A 17702-nucleotide genomic window follows, 5' to 3' on the forward strand; every position below is an offset into this window, starting at 1 on the left:
CCCGCCGGTCACGCGTCACCCCCGAACACCATCGACCCCAGGGAACCTCCATGATCTTCGACAGGTTGCTGGCGCTGCCCGACGACGCGGAACCGTGGATCGTCGACCACGAACCGATCATCCTCACCGCGCACGACGAGAAGGTCCCGCCCGCCGCCATCGCCGACGCCGCCGCGCGCACCGCGACCGCGCTGAAGGCGAACGGCGTCACGGCGCGGTCCCGGTGCGTGGTGTGGCTGGAGACACCCGCCGACGTGATCGTCGCCTACGCCGCGATCACCGCGCTGGACGCGGTGCCGATCCTGATCAGCCCGACGCTGGACGGGGACACCCTGCGGGCGATGGTGGCCGACGTCGCCGACATCAGCGCCGTGGTCACCGCCGACGACCGCGTGGCGGAGTGCCGTGCGCTGCTGCCCGACCACCGCGTGCTGGACTGGCGGCGGATCGCCGCCGAACTGCCCTCCCACGCCCGGTTCACCCGCGAACCGGAGGTCGCCACGCACGCCACGTACGTCGTCGTCCACACCTCCGGCACCACCGGGGTGCCCAAGCTGGTGGAGTGCTCCGGCCGCAGCATCCGCTTCAACTCCTGGGTGCAGGCCGGGCTCCAGGCGTGCATGCGGCTGCGCGGCCACATGGCCTTCGCGATCTCCCCGGTGCACGGCCGCACGGTCGTGGGCGTCTACGGCGCCCTCATCCGCCGGGTGCCGTTGCTGCTGTTGTCCGACGTCTCGCCGGACAACGTCGCCCGGATGCTCACCCGGCACCGCCCGATCTTCCTGGAAACCCACCCCAACACCTTCCGGGCGTGGCAGCACCTGGCCGACCGGGGCGCTTTCCGGTCCGTGCGCTTCTTCGGCGCGAGCTTCGACGTCATCCACCCCGACACGATCCGGGCGCTGCTGTCCGGCTCGGGGCACCGGCTGGCGCTGTGCGTGGAGGTGTACGGCCAGAACGAGTCCGGCCCGGTCGCGGTCCGCACGCACGTCAAGGGGTTCACCAGGGCTACGTCCCGGCGCGGGCGCAAGGCCGTGGGCGGGCACCCGGTCGGGCCGCGGATGCCGTTCTGCCGCGTGCGGATCGTCGGCGACGACGGCCGCCCGGTCCCCGCCGGGTCACCGGGCCGGATCACCGTGCGCACACCCGGCACGTTCTCCGGCTACCTCGACCGACCCGGGATCGCCTCCCGCCGGTTCCCCACCAACCGGTGGTGGGACACGGGGGACTGGGGGTCGATCTCGCGGCTGGGCCGGCTGACGCTGATCGACCGCCAGGTGGACCGGGTGACCGGCGCGCCCAGCGCGATCGCGGCGGAGAACGTCCTGCTGGAGCGGTTCCCGGAGCTGCTGGAACTGGTCGTCGTGGACGTGGACGGCACGGCGTGGCCGGTGCTGTCGGTGCGGCCGGGGGCGCGGTTCCGGCGGGCCGAGTGGGACCGGGTCGCGCCGACGGTGGCGCGGCTGGCCGAGCCGGTGGTGATCCCCGACGAGGCGTTCCCGCGCACGGTGACCGGCAAGATCAAGCGCGACCGGATCAAGGACCTGGTCCGCCGGCTCACCGGCGACGGGGCGGCGGTGGACTCGTGACGCGGACCGGCGCGGTCCCGGCGCCGGTCCGCGCGAAGGCCGTGGGCTTCCTCCGGCTGGGGAAGGCCCGCATCTACCACCACGAGTACTCGTGGCTGCTGGCCGTGCTGTTGCTGCGCCTCGACGGCCACCTGGGAGGTCGCATCGCCCCGGTCCTCCTGCTGCTCCTCGCGGTGGTCCTGCTGCAGTGGAGTGGCGGCGCGGCCGACGACCTGGGCGGCTTCCGCGACGGCAGCGACGCGCGCAACTACGCGGGCCGGCCGCCGCGGACCCGGGCCAAGAAACCACTGGTGACCGGTGTGCTGTCCGAGTCGGAGGCGGTGGTGTTCGGCGTGGTGTGCTGGGTGGGCAGCGTCGTGGCCGGGCTGCTCGCGGTGGTCCTGGTGGACGGGCCGGTGCCGTGGGCGGCGGTGGCGCTGCTGCTGGTCACGCAGGTCGCGGCGGTGCAGTACTCGACCGGGCTGAAGACGAGCTACCGCCCGCTGGGGCTGGAACTGTCCATCTTCGGCATCCTCGGCGGCCTCGCGCTCACCCCGTACTGGATCGTCGCGGGCGGGGTGACGGCCGAAGCCCTCCTGGTGAGCGCGCTGTTCGGGCTGTGGTTCCTCATGGTCGTCTGCCACGGCAACGCCTCCGACCGGCGGGGCGACGCGGCGGTGTCGCGGCGGACGCTGGCGGTCCTGCTGCCGCCGCGCGGCTACGACGTCGTGCTGTGCCTGCTCCCGGTCGCCGGCCTGGCGCTGCTCACCGCGCTGTTCACGACCACCCGGATCGACACCGCGCTCGCCGTGGCGGTCGTCCCGGTGGTCGTCGTGCAGGCCGTCCAGCTCCACGCCGGCGTCCGGCGCCGCGATTGGCGCCGGGCCCGGTTCCTCGGCCTGGTGGCGCTGGACCTGGGCTGCCTGGGGCTCGCCGCGGCGATCGCCCTCTCGTGACCGCCCCGCCTCCGACGATGACGGCCGCCTACGTCGGCGGGTGCGGACCGGCGTCGGCGATCCGGGTCGGCCCGCTGCCCGTGCCCGCGATCGGACCGGGCGAGGTGCTGGTCCGGGTCGAGGCGGCGGCGGTCAACCACGTGGACACGTTGATCCGGTCGGGCGCCTACCGCACCCCGGTGCCGTTCCCGTTCATCCTCGGCCGCGACCTGGTGGGCGTCGTGGCCCGGACCGGGTCGGCGGCCGCGGGCTTCACCACCGGCGAACGCGTGTGGTGCAACAGCCTCGGCCACGACGGCAGGCAGGGGTCGTTCGCGCGGTACGCGGCGGTGCCGGCGGACCGGCTCTACCGGCTGCCCGCCGGGGTGGACCCGGTGCGGGCGGTGGCCGTGCTGCACACCGCGGCCACCGCGCACATCGGGCTGCGCCGCGAGGCGCGGGTCGCGCCGGGCGAGACGATCGTCGTGGTGGGCGCGGGCGGCGGGGTGGGCAGCGCGGTCGTCCAGCTCGCCGCCGCGTCGGGCGCCCGCGTCATCGCCGTGGACCGCGCCGAGAACGCGCGGTGGTGCCGGCGTTGCGGCGCGCACGACGTGCTGGACCGGGACGACCCCCTGCTGTCCCGGCGGATCGCCGCCCTGGCACCGTCCGGAGTGGACGTCCACTGGGACAACACCGGACACCACGACCTGGCCGGCACCGTGCCGCTCATGGCGCGCGGCGGCCGGATCGTGCTGTCGGCCGGGTTCACCGCCCGGGCGGAGCTGCCGGTCGGGGCGTGCTACACCCGCGACCTCCGGCTGCACGGCTTCGCCATCAGCAACGCCTCGACCGCCGACCTCGCCACCGCCGCGACGGAGATCAACGCCGAACTCGCCCGGGGCGGGCTGCGCGCGCGGATCCGGGCCGTGCTGCCGCTCACGGCCGCGGCGCGGGCCCACCGCGCCCAGGAGGAAGGCGGTCGGCCCGGCCGCATCGTCGTGCTGCCCTGACGGCGCCGCCGCGCCGGCGGGAATCGTGCCACCGCTCATTCCCTGTGCAGAAATCCGAAACCCGATCGGCGGGCGTTGTCCCGGAATCGGACGCGCTCCTACGGTCGGTCGAGCACTTCTTCCGTGCACGAATCCGACGAATTCGCAGGCATCCAGATTGGGAGTGACACGTGGAGTCGAAATCCGTCCCGACCAAGCCGGCGCCGAGCGGGCCGACCGCCGCCGAGGTGCTCCAGCGCTACCGCACGGCGGTCGAGTCCGGTGACCTCGAACTGGCCAAGACGACCCTCGCCGACGACGTGGTGGTGCGCTCGCCGATCACCAGCCGGTACGGGTTCACCGGCCCGCAGCACATCCGCGAGCTGACCTCGGCGCTGGCGAGCCTGGACGACTTCCGGCTGACCGGCCAGGTCAGCGACGACCGGTCGGCGCTGTTCAGCTACTCCGGCCGGGTGCGCGGGGTGCCCATCGACCACGCGATCCACGTGCGGCTGGACGACCAGCCCCGGATCAAGGAGATCGTCGTGTTCATCCGCCCGCTGCCCGCGGCGATCACGTTCATGGGCGCGATCGGCCAGGACCTGGCCCGTGCGCACGGCAAGCCGGGCATGGCGCGGGTCGTGGGGCTGTCCAAGGCGGTGCTGGGCGGGCTGGTCCGGTTCAACGACCGCGTCGTCGTGCCGCTGGTCCTGCGCGGGCTGCGGGCGTTCTGAGCCGATGGGCGACGCGATGCGTGGCGGCGGCCGGGCGGTGGTCCTGGGCGCGAGCATGGGCGGTCTGCTGGCGGCGCGGGTGCTCTCGGAGGTGTTCGACGAGGTCACCGTCGTGGAGCGGGACCCGCTGGACGGCCCGGCCGGGCACCGGCGGGGCGTGCCGCACGGCCGGCACACCCACGCCCTGCTGCCCAGCGGTTCGACGGCGCTGGAGGAGCTGTTCCCCGGCCTGCTGTCCGGGCTCGCCGAGGGCGGCACCAAGGTCATCGAGGACTACACCGAGATGGTCTTCTCCGTGCGGGGCACCCGGTTGCCGCCGGGCTCGGGGTTCGGCCGGCCCCTGTACCTGCCGAGCCGGCCGCACCTGGAGCACCGGGTCCGCGAGCGGGTCCGGGCCCTGCCCAACGTGCGGTTCCTGGACCGGACCGACGCCGCGGGCCTGGTGCTCGACGCGGCCGGCGAGGCGGTGACCGGGGTGCGGGTCGTCCCCGCCGACCCGGGCGGCGCGCACCGGGTGCTGCCCGCCGCCTGCGTGGTGGACGCGATGGGCCGGGCGGCGCGCACCCCGGCGTGGCTGGACGGCCTGGGGTTCCCACGGCCCGCCGAGGAGGTGGTCCCGATCCACCTCGGCTACGCGAGCACCCCGCTGCGGCTGCGCCCCGGCGCGGTGCCGGAGAAGCTGCTCCTGCTCGGCGGCAGCGCCGACCGGCCGACCGGGATGGCGCTGATCGCCTACGAGCACGACACGTGGCTGTTCACCGCCGCCGGGTACCGGCCGCACCTGCCCCCGTCGGACCTGGCCGGGATGCTCCGGTTCGTCGAGGGGTTCGCGCCCCGCCACGTCCTGGACGCCCTGCACGCCGCCGAGCCGCTCGCGCCGCCCGCCACGTTCCGCTACCACGCCAACCGGCGTCGCCGGTACGACCGCCTGCGCCGGTTCCCCCGCGGCCTGCTGGTCTTCGGGGACGCGATGTGCAGCTTCAACCCCATCTACGGACAGGGCATGACCGTGGCCGCGCTCCAGGCGCTGGAACTGCGGGAGTGCCTGCGGGACGGCGCGGACGACCTCGCCCGCCGGTTCTTCCGGGCCGCCGCCAAGCCGATCGACGTGGCCTGGCGGATGGCGGTGGGCGGCGACCTCGCCCTGCCGCAGGTGCAAGGGCCGCGGTCGCTGCCGGTGCGGCTGACCAACGCCTACGTCGACCGGCTGCTCGGCGCCGCCCGGCACGACCGGTCCGTGGCCGACCGGTTCATCCGGGTCAGCGCGTTCCTGGAAAAACCCTCGGCGCTCGTGCGGCCGTGGCTGTTGTGCAAAGCCCTGACCGGAAATCGGCGCGGGTGACCGGTTCCGCTCACGCGCATTCCGGCCGGCCCGGCGAACGACAACGGATTGGAGGAACGAACGGTGAGCGCAATCCAAGCCCGCACCGGTGGCGCGCGGCGATGACGTCGCGCATCGGTGTGATCGGGGCGGGGCCGCGGGGCACGTCGGTGCTGGAGAGGCTCTGCGCGAACGCCCGCGGTCTGGGCCGCGCGGTCGAGGTCCACGTGTTCGACCCCGCCCCGGCCGGGCCGGGCGGGGTGTGGCGGCCACAGCAGTCGCCGCTGTTGCTGATGAACACCGTGGCCTCCCAGGTGGGCCTGTTCACCGACGACAGCGTCCGCTGCGAAGGGCCGCTGGTGCGGGGACCGGGTCTCCACCAGTGGGCGCGCATGGTGTGCGCGGGGCGGGTGCCGGGGCTGCCCGCCCCGGTCCTGGCGGAGGCGTTCGCGCTGGGCCCGGACGACTACCCGACCCGCGCGTTCTACGGGCACTACCTGGAGTGGGCGCTGCGGTGGCTGCTCGCGAACGCCCCGGCCGAGGTGACCGTGCGGCTGCACCGCGCCCAGGTGGTGGCGCTGGACGACGAGGCGGGCGGCACCCAGGTCGTCACGCTGGCCGACGGCACCCGCGTCGGCGGGTTCGACCGCGTGGTCCTCGCCCTCGGGCACGGCCCCGCGGTCGGGTCCGCCGAGGAACGGGCGGACGCGGCGTTCGCCCGCGCCCACGGGCTGCACCACGTCCGGCCGGGCAACCCCGCCGACGTGGACCTCGGCGGCATCCGACCGGGCACGCCGATCCTCCTGCGCGGGCTGGGGTTGTGCTTCTTCGACTACCTCGTCCTGCTCACCGCGGGCCGCGGCGGCCGGTTCGTCGACGGTCCGCGCGGCCTGGTGTACCGGCCGTCCGGCCAGGAACCGGTGCTGTACGCGGGATCGCGGCGCGGCGTCCCGCACCACGCCCGCGGGCGCAACCAGAAGGGCCCGCACACCCGGCACACGGCCAGGTTCCTCACCGAGGCGGTGATCGCGGAGCTGCGCGCCCACGCGGACGCGGGTCGTCCGGTCGGGTTCGCCGACCGGGTCTGGCCGCTGCTGGACCGCGAGGTCCGCACGGTCTACCACGAGACCCTGGTCCGCCGGGCCGCGGGCGTGCGCGCCGCCGCGGAGTTCGCGCGCCTGGCCGCCCGCGCGGAGGAGCCGGAACCGGTGCTGCTCAAGCGGTTCGGCATCGCCCGCGACGCCCGGTGGGACTGGGCGGCGGTCGAACGGCCCCACACCGGGCGCGCGTTCGCCGACGCGGACGACTTCCGGCGGTGGCTGCTGGACCACCTGCGGGCCGACCTCGCCCAGGCCCGGCTGGGCAACGTCGACGGACCGGTCAAGGCGGCGTTGGACGTGCTGCGGGACCTGCGCAACGAGATCCGGCTGGTGGTCGACCACGGCGGCGTCTCCGGCGAGTCCTACCGGGACGAGCTGGAGGGCTGGTACAACCCGCTCAACGCCTTCCTCTCCATCGGCCCGCCCGCCGCGCGGATCGAGGAGATGATCGCGCTCATCGAAGCGGGCGTGCTGCACGTGCTCGGCCCCGGCACCCGGGTCCGGCGGTCCACTGAGGACCGCGCGTTCCTGGCGGACTCGGCGCTCGTGCCGGGACCTCCGGTCGCGGTGCGCGGCCTGATCGAGGCGCGGCTGCCCGAGCCCGACCTCAGGCGCAGCGCCAACCCGCTGCTGCGCCACCTGCGCGCCACCGGCCAGGCCCGCCCCTACCGCATCGGCGGCTACGAGTGCGGCGCGCTCGCCGTGACCGGACGCCCCTTCCACGTGGTCGACGCGCGGGGACGGGCGCACCCGGCCCGGTTCGCGTTCGGCGTGCCGACCGAGGGCGTGCACTGGGTGACCGCCGCCGGCATCCGACCCGGCGTCGGGTCGGTGACCCTGGAGGACGCGGACGCGATCGCCCGCGCCCTGCTCGGCGGCACCGCCGCCGCACCGCTGTCCGCCCCGGGCGGGCCGGCGCCGAAGGCCGCGCCCGAGCCCGCCCGCGCGAGGCCCGCACCCGAGGAGCAGATCGCATGACTTCCCCCGCAGGAACCGATTCCGGCTTGCTGGCGCCGACGTGGGCCGGGAGCCGGGCGCAGGCGGAGACCACCGACGAGGCGTTCCTCCGGGCCATGCTGGACGTGGAGGCCGCGCTGGCCCACGCGCAGGCGGAGCTGGGCGTGGTGCCCGCCGCCGCCGCGGCCACCGTCCGGGACGCCTGCCGCGCCGGGCGGGTGGACCTCGGGCAGGTCGCCGTGGCGGCGCGGCGCACCGGCAACCCGGTGCCCGGCCTGGTCACCGCGCTCACGGCCGTGGTCGCCGCCCGGGACCCCGAGGCCGCCGAGCACGTCCACCGCGGCGCGACCAGCCAGGACGTCCTGGACACGGCGTGCATGGTGGTCGCTCGGCGCACGCTCGACCTGATCGCCGCCGACCTGGAGCGGACCGCGGTCGCCCTCGTCGGGCTGGTCGGGGCGCACCGCGACACCGTGCAGGCCGGCCGCACGCTCACCCAGCACGCGCTGCCGATCACGTTCGGGCTCAAGGCGGCCTGCTGGTTGCAGGGCGTGCTCGACGCCCTCGCGCGGGTGCGGGCCACCGCCGCCGCCCTGCCCGCGCAACTGGGCGGCGCGGCCGGGACCCTGGCCGCCTACCAGGAGTACGCGCTGCTCGCCGACGCGTCCCGGCCCGCGCCCGCCGTCGAGCTCGCCGCGCTGTTCGCCGCCGGGGTCGGGTTGGCCGAGCCGCTCGTGCCGTGGCACGCGGTGCGCACCCCGATCGCCGACCTCGGCGCGGTGCTCGGCCTGGTCACCGGCGCGCTGGGCAAGCTCGCGGTGGACGTGCTCACGCTGTCCCGCACCGAGATCGGCGAGGTGGGCGAACCGGCGGCGCCGGGCCGCGGCGCGTCGTCGGCGATGCCCCAGAAGCGCAACCCCGTCCTGGCCACGCTGGTCGTCTCGGCCGCCCGCCAGGTCCCCGCCCTCGCCCTGGTGCTGGCGCAGGCGATGCTCGCCGAGGACGAGCGCCCGGCGGGCGCCTGGCACGCCGAGTGGCAGCCGCTGCGGGAGGCGTTGCGCCTGGCGGGCGGCGCGGCCGAGGCCGCCGCGGAACTCGCCGAGGGGTTGCGCGTGCACCCCGGGCGGATGGCGGAGAACCTCCGGCTCACCGGCGGCGCCATCCTCACCGAGCGGCTCAACGCCCGACTCGCCCCCGTGCTGGGCAAGGCCGCCGCCAAGGGGGTGCTCGCCGAAGCGGTGGCCGAGGCCGACGCGACGGGGACCACGGTGGCCGACCGCCTCGCCGGCCTGGTGCCGCCCGACGTCCTCACCACCCTGCTCGACCCCGCCGGGTACCTGGGCGCGGCGGGCACGCTCGTCGAGCGGGTGCTGCGGCGGGCCGGCGCCCTGGTGCCCGGGGCGGCGCGATGACCGGCGACCGCTTCCGGCCGCACCACCCGCGATCGGCGCCGGGGTCGCGGATCGTCGGGCTGGGCCACTACCTCCCGGCGGCGGTGGTGGACAACGACCGGCTCAGCGCCCGGCTGGGCGTGGACCCGGACTGGATCCTGCGCCGCACCGGCATCCGCGAGCGCCGGGTGTGCGCCGACGACGAGACGGTGGTCGACATGGCGGTGCGGGCGGCCGGGGACGCCCTGCGGCACGCGGGTGTGCCACCGCACGACGTGGACGCCGTGGTGGTCGCGACGTCCACCCCGCCGTCCCCGATGCCCAACTGCGCCGCCCGGGTGGCCGCCCGGCTGGGGCTGGACCGGCCGGCGGCGTTCGACGTCAACGCCGCGTGCGCCGGGTTCTGCTACGCCCTGGCCTGCGCGGACGCGATGGTCCGCGGCGGCCAGGCGCGCACCGTCGTGGTCGTCGGGGCGGACCGCTCGTCGAGCTGGCTGGACCCGGGCGACCGCGACACCGCCGTCCTGTTCGGCGACGGCGCGGGCGCGGTGGTGCTCACGGCCGCGGCCGAACCGGCGGTCGGGCCGGTGGTGTGGGGCAGCGTGGGCGAGCTGTCGGACAAGGTCGTCATCGACGAGCGGGACCGGGTGCTGCGCCAGGACGGCCGCGCGGTCTTCCGCTGGGCCACCGGACTGGCCCCGGTCGTCCGGGACCTGTGCGACCGCAGCGGCCTGCGCCCGTCGGAGCTGGCGGCGTTCGTGCCCCACCAGGCGAACCTGCGCATCATCACCGCGTTGGCCGCCGAGCTGGAGCTGGGGGACGCCGTCGTCGCGACGGACGTCGCGGACTTCGGCAACACCATCGCCGCGACCGTGCCGGTGGCCCTGTCGAGGCTCGCGCACGGCGCTCGGCCGCCCGTCGGCCCGGTCCTGCTGTTCGGCTTCGGCGCGGGCCTGACCTACGCCGGGCAGGTGGTCGTCCTGTGATGCTCCCCGTGGTGTCCCGCTCCCGCCACCGTTGCCCGATCAGGTGAAACCCGCCGGGAAGCGGGTGAATGACGGGAACCGGGGTCCGCGCCTGGCCTACGGTCGGCCGTGGTGGTCGGTGCGCGACCCGCGGTGGAGCGGACGGTGGTGGAGTTCCGGGTCCTCGGGACCTTCGAAGTGGCGGTCGACGGGCGGGTGGTGCCGCTGGGCACCCCACGAGCCCGGGCCGTGCTGGCGCTGTTGGTGGTGCACGCCGACACGGTGGTGGGGATCGACCGCCTCGTCGACGAGTTGTGGGCCGACCGCGCCCCGGGCAACGCGCGTGCCGAGGTGCACTCGTACGTGTCCCGCCTGCGCCGGGCGCTCGGGGCGGCGGGGACCGGCCGGATCGTGACCCGGTCGCCGGGCTACCTGCTGCGCCCCGGGGCGGGCGAGGTGGACCTGCGCCGCTTCGACGAGCTGGTGGCCGCCGCGCGGTCGGCTCGGCGCTCCGGTGCCGGGCCCGAGTGCCTGGCCCGGTTCCGGGAGGCGCTGCGCCTGTGGCGCGGACCCGCGTTGGGCGGTGTGCCGCCGACGCCCGCGCTGGAGGCGGAGGCCGCGCGGTTGGCGGAGTGCCGGCTGGAGGTGTCGGAGGAGTCGTTCGACGCCGCGCTGGCGGCCGGGGAGTCCGGCGAACTGGTCGCGGAGCTGTCCGCGCTGGTGGCCGGGCACCCGTACCGGGAGCGGTCGCGCGCGTTGCTGATGACCGCGTTGCACCGGTCGGGGCGGCAGGCCGAGGCGCTGCGCGTGTTCCGCGAGGGGCGCGACCTGCTGGTCGCGGAGTTGGGGGTCGAGCCCGGCGCGGCCCTGGTCGAGCTGCACGAGCGGATCCTGCGGGGCGACCCGGGGCCCCGGCCGCCCGTGACGCGGCCGCCCGCGGTCGGGACGCGCCGCGTGCCCGCGCCGCCCAACACGCTGCCGGGTGACATCGCGGACTTCACCGGGCGCGAGGACGAGATCACCCGCCTGACGGCCACCGTGGAGCGGGGCAACGCCGCGCGGACCGTGGTGATCGGGGCGCTGGGCGGGATGGCCGGCATCGGCAAGACCGTGACCGCGGTGCACCTGGCCCACCGGCTGGCCGACCGCTACCCCGGTGGCCAGCTGTTCGTCGACCTGCACGCCCACACCACCGCCGCGCAGCAGCCGATGCGGCCCGCGCAGGCCTTGGACGTGCTGTTGCGGGCGTTGGGGGTGCCGGGGCGGCGCATCCCGGACGACACCGAGGCGAGGTCGGCGTTGTGGCGGGCCGAGGCCGGTCGGCGCAAGCTGCTCGTGGTGCTGGACAACGCGGTCGACGCCGCCCAGGTCCGGCCGTTGCTGCCCGGCGCGCCCGGCTGCCTGGCCCTGGTGACCAGTCGGCGTCACCTGGCGGACCTCGACGGTGCGGACACGTTGTCGCTGGACTCCCTGCGGCCCTGTGACGCGACGGAGTTGTTCGCCCGGGTGGTCGGCGACGACCGCCCGGAGCGCGACCCGGCGGCCACGCGGGCGGTGCTGGCCATGTGCGGGCACCTGCCGCTGGCGGTGCGGATCGCCGGCGCGCGGTTGCGGGCGCGCCCTTCGTGGAGCGTGGCGCACCTCGCCGAGCGGTTGCGCGACCAGGACCGGTTGCTGAGCGAGCTGTGCGTGGGCGACCGCAGCGTCGCCACCGCGTTCGCGCTGTCCTACCAGCAGCTCGACGCCGCCCACCGGCACCTGTTCCGGCTGCTCGGCCTGGTGCCCGGGGCCTCGTTCGACGCGCGGGTCGCCGCGGTGCTGGCCGAGGTCGGCCCCGCCGAGGCCGAGGCGCTGCTGGAGGACCTGGTGGACGTCCACCTGCTCCAGGAACCGGTGCCCGGCCGCTACCGGTTCCACGACCTGATCGGTCTGCACGCCGCCGCGACGGCCGAGCGCGACGAGCCCGCCGCGTCCCGCGACGCGGCGGTGGACCGGGTGCTCGACCACTACCGCCGCGCGGCCGAACAGGCCGACCAGGCGCTCGACGGCGGCTACCGCGCCGAGGGCGCGACCGACCACGACCCGGTGTCGGCGATGGACTGGTTCGACCGCGAGTACCCCAACCTGGTCGCCGCCGCCGAGCGGGCCGCCCGTCGCGGCCGGCACACGCACGCGTGGCGCATCCGGTGGGCGATGGGCAACTACCTGTTCAGCCGCGCCAAGGCCGCGGAGTGGGTCGCGGGCCACCGGCAGGCGCTCGTCTCGGCCCGCCACGTCGGCGACCGGTGGGCGGAGGCCGCGGTGCTGGCCGGCCTCGCGTCGGCGTGCAGCAACACCGGCGACAACGAGGAGGCGCTGGAGCACGCCGAACGGGCGGTCGAGCTGTTCCACGCGCTGGGTGACCGGACGTGGGAGACCAGGGCACGGGTCACGCTGAACCTGGTGCACGTGCGGCGCGGCCGGGCGCGCGAGGCGCTGCGGGTGTTGCCCCGGCCGGAAGACCTCGGCGAAGTGGACCGGGTGGCGCGCCTGAAGGTCTACAACAACCTCGGCTACACCTACTACCGGCTCGGCCGGTACGACGAGGCGCTGCCCGTGCTGGAGGAGGCGCGCCGGCTCTGCCACGCCGCGGGACTCCCGCACAAGGAGCCGATGGCGATGGCGAGCATGGGCGTGGTGCTCTCGCGGTTGGGCCGCCACCGCGAGGCGGCCGAGTGCCTGCGGGACGCCCACCTCGGGTTCGAGCGGTCGGGCGACCGGGCGCGGGCCGCCTACGTGCTGGGCAAGCTCGGTGTGGTGGCCTGCGCGGAGGGCTCGGTCACCGCCGCGGTGGACCGGCAGGACCGGGCGCTGGCGCTGCTGCGCGAGGCCGACCTGCCCGACGTCGAGTGCGAGGCGTTGAACGACCTCGCCGACACGCTGTGGGCGCACGGCACGCCGGACCGGGCGCGCGGGTGCCACGTCCAGGCGTCGGACGTGGCGCGCCGCAGCGGCAACCTGGCGGAGGAGGCGCGTGCCCGGGTGGGGCTCGCCCGCGCCGACCGGGACACCGATCCGGCGGCGGCACGGCGGCACCTGCTCGCCGCCCTGGAGATCTACGACCGGATCGAGGCGCCCGAGGCCCGGCAGGTGCGGGAGTCGCTGCGCGCCCAGGGCGTGGTGGTCGAACCGGAGCCCAGCGCGGCCGGCGTCGTCGCCGCGACCTGACCCGCGCGGCCGGCGTCGTCGCCGCGTATCCGATCCCGCTAGCCGCGTTTCTGTAGTCGGTGTGCGCGCAAAGGGCGCCGACCATCGCGGTGACGACGGGGGGATCCAGTGACGTTGTACGTCGGCGAAGCGACCGCGGTGGCCTCGGCGCCACCGGTGTTCCCGCCCTTCGGGACACCGTTCCGGGAGCCGAGCGGCGTGCCCGACCCGGACGGGGAGTACGTCGCGTTCCGGGCGCGGACGTCCGCGGGTCTCGGGCGCGAGGAGCTGGCCGCCGCGTTGGCCGGGCCGGGGACCTGGGTGTACGACACTTCTCCGGCCGAGTTCGACGGCGACCTCGTCGGGTTCGCCGCCACGGCGTTGACCGGCCTGCCGGACGCGGTCGTGGGCGTCGGACCGCCGCGGCGGTGGGGCCGGGTCGGGGAGTCGTTCCGGTCGGCCTGCCGCGCGGTCGAGTCGGCGTGCGCGTTGGGCCTGCGCGGCGTGCACAGCGTCGCGTCGCTGGGGTTGTCGTCGGTGGTGGTGGCGGACCGCGACGTCGGCGAGGCGCTGTGCCACCGCTACCTCGACCCGCTGCCCGCCGGCGAGGCGGTGGTCGACACGGTGCGGGCCTACTTCGCGTCCGGGATGCGGGTGAGCCGGGCCGCCCGGCGGCTCTTCCTGCACCCCAACACGGTGCGCTACCGGCTGTCCTGCTTCGAGCGGCTGACCGGGGCGAGGCTGGGGGACGTGGGCGACGCCATGGAGGTGTGGTGGGCGCTGCGGTACGCGGAGGCCGTCGGGACGGGGAGCCGGCCGCCGGTCGCCCGTGACGCCGAGGTCCTGCGCCGGCGGGTCGAGGACGAGGTCCGGGCCCGCGGGCCCGAGGCGGCCCTGCTCACCGACCCGCGTTGTGCCGGTGGGCTGGCGACGCTGGTGTCGGCGTTGGCGCGCGCCGCTTCGGGCGCCCACGAGCTCGGCGCGGACGAGGTCCGGCTGGCCGCGGTCGGGGTGGCCTGGGCGCGGCGCGGTCACCCGGTCGCCGAGCTGGCCGCGGTCTGCCGGTCCGTCGTGCGCGGTGTGGTGCGGATCCGCCTGGAACCGGTGGCCGACCGGCGGTCGGAAGCGGTGCAGCGGGACGTGGAAGCCGCGGTGCGCCGGTGCAACGCGCTCGTGGCGGTGCTGCTCGGCGCCCACGGCGGCGCCGACCGCGTGCCGGCGCCGGAGCAGTTCCTGCGGGCGCTGCTGCTGGGGCCGCGCGACGACACCCTGCCGCGCGACGCCGTCCACTTCGGACTGGACCCGGACGCCGCCTACCGCGCCGTGCACGGACGCCCGGAGCCCGGCGGCGATCCGCGGCTGCTGGCCCGCGCCCACGGGCTGCGGGTGGACGGCGGGTCGGCCGACGGGATGGCCGCGGTGGTCGGCTCCGAGGTGATCGGGTTCGTGCCCGCGGGGGTCGAGCCGGCGGCCGGCGCGGGGACGGGGGTGCTCGGTCTCGGGCCCGCTCGGCCGATCCACCGCGTCGCCGAGTCCTTCCGGATGGCGACCCGCGCCCTGGACACGGCGGTCCGCCTCGGCCGCACCGGCGTCCAGGACTTCACCGGGCTGGGCAGCCTGCCCGCGCTGTGGGCGGCCGACCACGCCGTGCACACCGCCCTGACCGGGAAGTACCTCGCGCCGCTGGGGCAGGGCGAGCAGGCGGCGCGGATCGCCGACACCGTGTACGCCTACCTGCTGGCCGGGCGCAACGTCCAGCGCGCGGCCCGGCGGCTGGTCGTCCACCCGAACACGGTGCACCACCGCGTGGGCCGGTTCGAGCGGCTGGTGGGGGTGGACCTGCGCGCGGCCACGCCCGAGGTGTTCGAGGTGCTGTGGACGCTGCGCCGCCGCCGCGCGGACTGGGCGGACATCCCCGGGTGACGCCCGGTCCCCGGAACCTGAACCTGCGGAACCCTGACCTGCGGTTTTGGCGCGCCTTGGCGATACCTTGACGACGTCCTCGTGGTTGCGCCGAGGATTCGTCAACCCGCTTCGGCGACCTTTCCGGCGACTTGTTCGCGAGGGATTGGTCAGGAGTGGTTCACGATGACCGACGCAACGCCGGCGGGACGCGGACAGCGGCGCGACGACGCCTGGATGGTCGACGTGGTGCGCCGTTGCCAGCGCGGGGAGCCGGGTTCCTGGGCGGACGCCATCCGCCTGTTCCGCCCGGTCGTCGTGCGGGTGGCCCGGTCGTTCGGCCTGTCGTTCAGCCACGTGGAGGACGTCTGCCAGAACACGTGGATCCGGATGGTGAAGGGGATCGCCGGGGTGCGGGAGCCGCGGAAGGCGCGGAGCTGGTTGATCACCATCGCCCGGCGGGAGGCGCTGCGGTACGTGCGCGACGCCGAGCGGCACGTCCCGGTCGACGCCGGGGAGGAGTTCGCCCGGCAGGTGTGCGCCGACCCGTCGCCGGAGGACCACGCGGTGACGCGCGGCGAACGCGACGAGGTCCGCGCGGCGGTGCGCGCGCTGTCCCCGGAGCACCGCGCGCTGGTCGGCCGGCTGTTCGGCGACGAGGAGCTGAGCTACGCGGAGATCTGCGCGGAGTTGGGCATGGCGCGCGGGTCGATCGGGCCGACCCGGGCGCGGATCATCGGGAAGGTGCGCCGGATCCTGGTGGACGGCGAGGTGCCCGAGCCGCGGGACGCCGACCCCGGTGGCGCGCTGGCCATGCGGGCGGGGTTGGCGGTCGAGGTGCGCACCCGGTTGGCGCTGCTCGGGCTGTCGGCGCCGGCGGTGGTGCTCGCGGAGCACCACCCGCAGTGGGCCTTCATCGTCACGTCCGTGCCGGTCACCCGGCCCGCGCTGCCGTTCGGCGTGCGGCTGGTCAGCCCCGCCGGGCACCTGCACGGGCGCTGGGTGCAGCGCCCGGACGCCGCGGTCACCCCGCCCACCTGCGCCCAGGTCCTGGCCGTGGTCCGGGCCGTGCTGTGCGGCACCCGCTGGTGAGCCGGGGGGGGGGGGGCGGCGCGGCGGAGGGGCGCCCCCCCCCGGGGGATGGACGGGCGGCCCCAGGCCCTGCTGAGCCAGGGGGGGGGGGCGGGGCGGGGCGGGCCCCCCCCGGGGGGCGGGGGGGGCCCCCCCCCCCGGCCGCGGGGCGCCCCCCCCGCGGGCTCACCGGACGGGCACGCCCGCGTCCAGGTCGGTCAGGTGGTGGCCGAGCGCGTCGCCGCGCAGATCGGACGTGCCGGACGTGCGCCCGACCGCGTCGGGGTCCAGCGCCAGCACCAGGTTCGCCGTCGCGTAGTGGGGGATGTGCTTGGCGTCGGTCAGCCGCTCGTGCGGGATGCCCAGGACGCGGCAGTGCCGCGCGAGCCATTCCTCGACCAGGGCGTAGGCGCGCCGGTAGTGGTGGCGGCGGGCCCACGCGGCGGCCGTGCGCATCAGCCACCCGAACGCCGCGCCTTGGACGCGCTTGTCCTCGTGGCGGGAGATCAAGCGGGACACCTCGCAACTGCGCGTGGCGGCCGGGGCGCCGGTGAACGCCTCGGGGAAGTGGTGCTCGACCGGCAGGGTGTCGCCGGGCCGTTCCCGCAGGATCAGCCGCACGACCGCGATCAGGCGCGCGAGGCCCGGACCGGCCCGTTCCACCACGCCGAAGTGCACCGACCGCGCGTCGTCGGCGTCGTGCTCCCCACCGGCCCCGTCCCGCGCGTCGGAGGGGAGGAAGCCCTGTTCGTCGATGTAGACGTTGGCCCGCAACCGGGTGGCGGCGGCGTACTCGGGCACCAGGACCCGCCAGCCGGGCAGGGCCAGGACACCGACGTAGAAGCGGGCGTCGGGGTGGTGGTCGAACAGGCCGGTCTCGAACTCGGGGACCACCTCGGTGGCGGGTTTCGTCATCGGTCGCGACCCTTCATCAGCAGGCTGGGCAGGAGACCGGCCGCGACGACCGCGGCGGCGGTGAGCAGCGCCCGGCGACCGCCGTCGCCGCCACCGGCCAGGGCGGCGCCGAGCACCGCGGTGCCCAGCGCGCCGCCCAGTTGCAGCGCCGACTGGCGCAGGCCGCTCGCCACGCCGACGAGGGCCGGTGGGACCTCGGTGATCGCGGTGGTCGTGGTGGCGACGAGGAGGCCGCCCAACCCGCCGCCGAGCACCGCGAGCCACGCCGGGCTCGGGGCCGGGTCGCCGGCCAGCGCCACCAACGCCGCCGCGGACGCCGCCGCGCTCAGCAGGCAGGCGGCCCGGGGCCCGACCCGCGTGACGACGGGTCCGCAGAGCACGGCGCCGAGGACCATGCCGGCGGTGAGCGGGAAGACCCGCACGCCGGTCGCCGCGGGCCCCAGCCAGTCCAGGACCACCGCCAGCACGAACGCGGTGCCGATCAGGACGAACCCGGCCACGCCGGTCAGCAGCGCGCCCGCCGCGACCCGCGACGACCGCAGCACCGCGCGGGGCACGAGCGGAGCGCCCGTCCCGCGCTGGTGCACGACGAACCCCGCGAACGCCGCGACCGCGAGCAGGGCGGCGGGCGCCACCCCGCCCCAGCCCCGCCGCGGCCACTCCACGAC

Annotated in this window: 12 protein-coding genes and 1 pseudogene; 11 read left to right on the top strand and 2 right to left on the bottom strand. The window is 76.4% G+C overall.

Translation table 11 applies throughout. The features are described 5' to 3' along the window. Window positions 1-50: 50 nt before the first annotated feature. The 11 genes from AB0A74_RS33660 to AB0A74_RS33710 all read left to right on the top strand — a co-directional run bounded on the left by AB0A74_RS33660 (window position 51) and on the right by AB0A74_RS33710 (window position 16140). On the top strand, window positions 51-1589 hold the full coding sequence (locus tag AB0A74_RS33660) for a class I adenylate-forming enzyme family protein (RefSeq protein WP_358255923.1): 1539 nt from the start codon (window positions 51-53) through the stop codon (window positions 1587-1589). After that, window positions 1586-2524, top strand: a complete 939-nt coding sequence (locus tag AB0A74_RS33665; protein ID WP_358255925.1) for a prenyltransferase — start codon at window positions 1586-1588, stop codon at window positions 2522-2524. Before AB0A74_RS33660 ends, AB0A74_RS33665 begins: the two co-directional genes overlap by 4 nt. Window positions 2525-2541: 17 nt before the next feature. Further along, window positions 2542-3513, top strand: a complete 972-nt coding sequence (locus AB0A74_RS33670; protein ID WP_358255927.1) for an NADPH:quinone reductase — start codon at window positions 2542-2544, stop codon at window positions 3511-3513. 170 nt (window positions 3514-3683) lie between these two features. Then, window positions 3684-4226 carry a nuclear transport factor 2 family protein gene (locus tag AB0A74_RS33675; protein ID WP_358255928.1) on the top strand — a complete coding sequence of 181 codons (543 nt, stop codon included), beginning with the start codon at window positions 3684-3686 and terminating at the stop codon, window positions 4224-4226. Window positions 4227-4230: 4 nt separating this feature from the next. Beyond that, window positions 4231-5568, top strand: a complete 1338-nt coding sequence (locus tag AB0A74_RS33680) for a 2-polyprenyl-6-methoxyphenol hydroxylase-like oxidoreductase (protein WP_358255930.1) — start codon at window positions 4231-4233, stop codon at window positions 5566-5568. Window positions 5569-5669: 101 nt separating this feature from the next. Beyond that, complete coding sequence (locus AB0A74_RS33685; RefSeq protein WP_358255932.1) at window positions 5670-7625, top strand: FAD/NAD(P)-binding protein; 1956 nt, start codon at window positions 5670-5672, stop codon at window positions 7623-7625. Then, window positions 7622-9016: a 3-carboxy-cis,cis-muconate cycloisomerase gene (pcaB, locus tag AB0A74_RS33690; RefSeq protein WP_358255934.1), complete on the top strand. Its 1395-nt coding sequence runs from the start codon at window positions 7622-7624 to the stop codon at window positions 9014-9016. Before AB0A74_RS33685 ends, pcaB begins: the two co-directional genes overlap by 4 nt. Next, window positions 9013-9981, top strand: a complete 969-nt coding sequence (locus tag AB0A74_RS33695; RefSeq protein ID WP_358255936.1) for a beta-ketoacyl-ACP synthase III — start codon at window positions 9013-9015, stop codon at window positions 9979-9981. Before pcaB ends, AB0A74_RS33695 begins: the two co-directional genes overlap by 4 nt. Before the next feature lie 111 nt (window positions 9982-10092). Further along, a complete protein-coding gene (locus tag AB0A74_RS33700; protein ID WP_358255938.1) occupies window positions 10093-13167 on the top strand; it encodes a BTAD domain-containing putative transcriptional regulator in 3075 nt (1024 codons plus the stop codon). Between the two features lie 108 nt (window positions 13168-13275). Continuing rightward, entirely contained in the window at window positions 13276-15069 is a 1794-nt protein-coding gene (locus tag AB0A74_RS33705) for a helix-turn-helix domain-containing protein (protein ID WP_358255940.1), read from the top strand. 165 nt (window positions 15070-15234) lie between these two features. Beyond that, window positions 15235-16140 carry a sigma-70 family RNA polymerase sigma factor gene (locus tag AB0A74_RS33710; protein WP_358255942.1) on the top strand — a complete coding sequence of 302 codons (906 nt, stop codon included), beginning with the start codon at window positions 15235-15237 and terminating at the stop codon, window positions 16138-16140. A 165-nt stretch (window positions 16141-16305) separates the two neighbouring features. Here AB0A74_RS33710 and AB0A74_RS33715 read toward each other — a convergent pair whose 3' ends face one another. Next, entirely contained in the window at window positions 16306-17034 is a 729-nt protein-coding gene (locus tag AB0A74_RS33715; protein ID WP_358255943.1) for a hypothetical protein, read from the bottom strand. Then, window positions 17031-17702 (bottom strand): annotated as a pseudogene (locus tag AB0A74_RS33720) (hypothetical protein); the annotation flags it as partial. The gene AB0A74_RS33715 and the pseudogene AB0A74_RS33720, both read right to left, overlap by 4 nt.

It is taken from the genome of Saccharothrix sp. NPDC042600, assembly GCF_040647305.1.
GTDB classification, from domain to species: domain Bacteria; phylum Actinomycetota; class Actinomycetes; order Mycobacteriales; family Pseudonocardiaceae; genus Actinosynnema; species Actinosynnema mutabilis.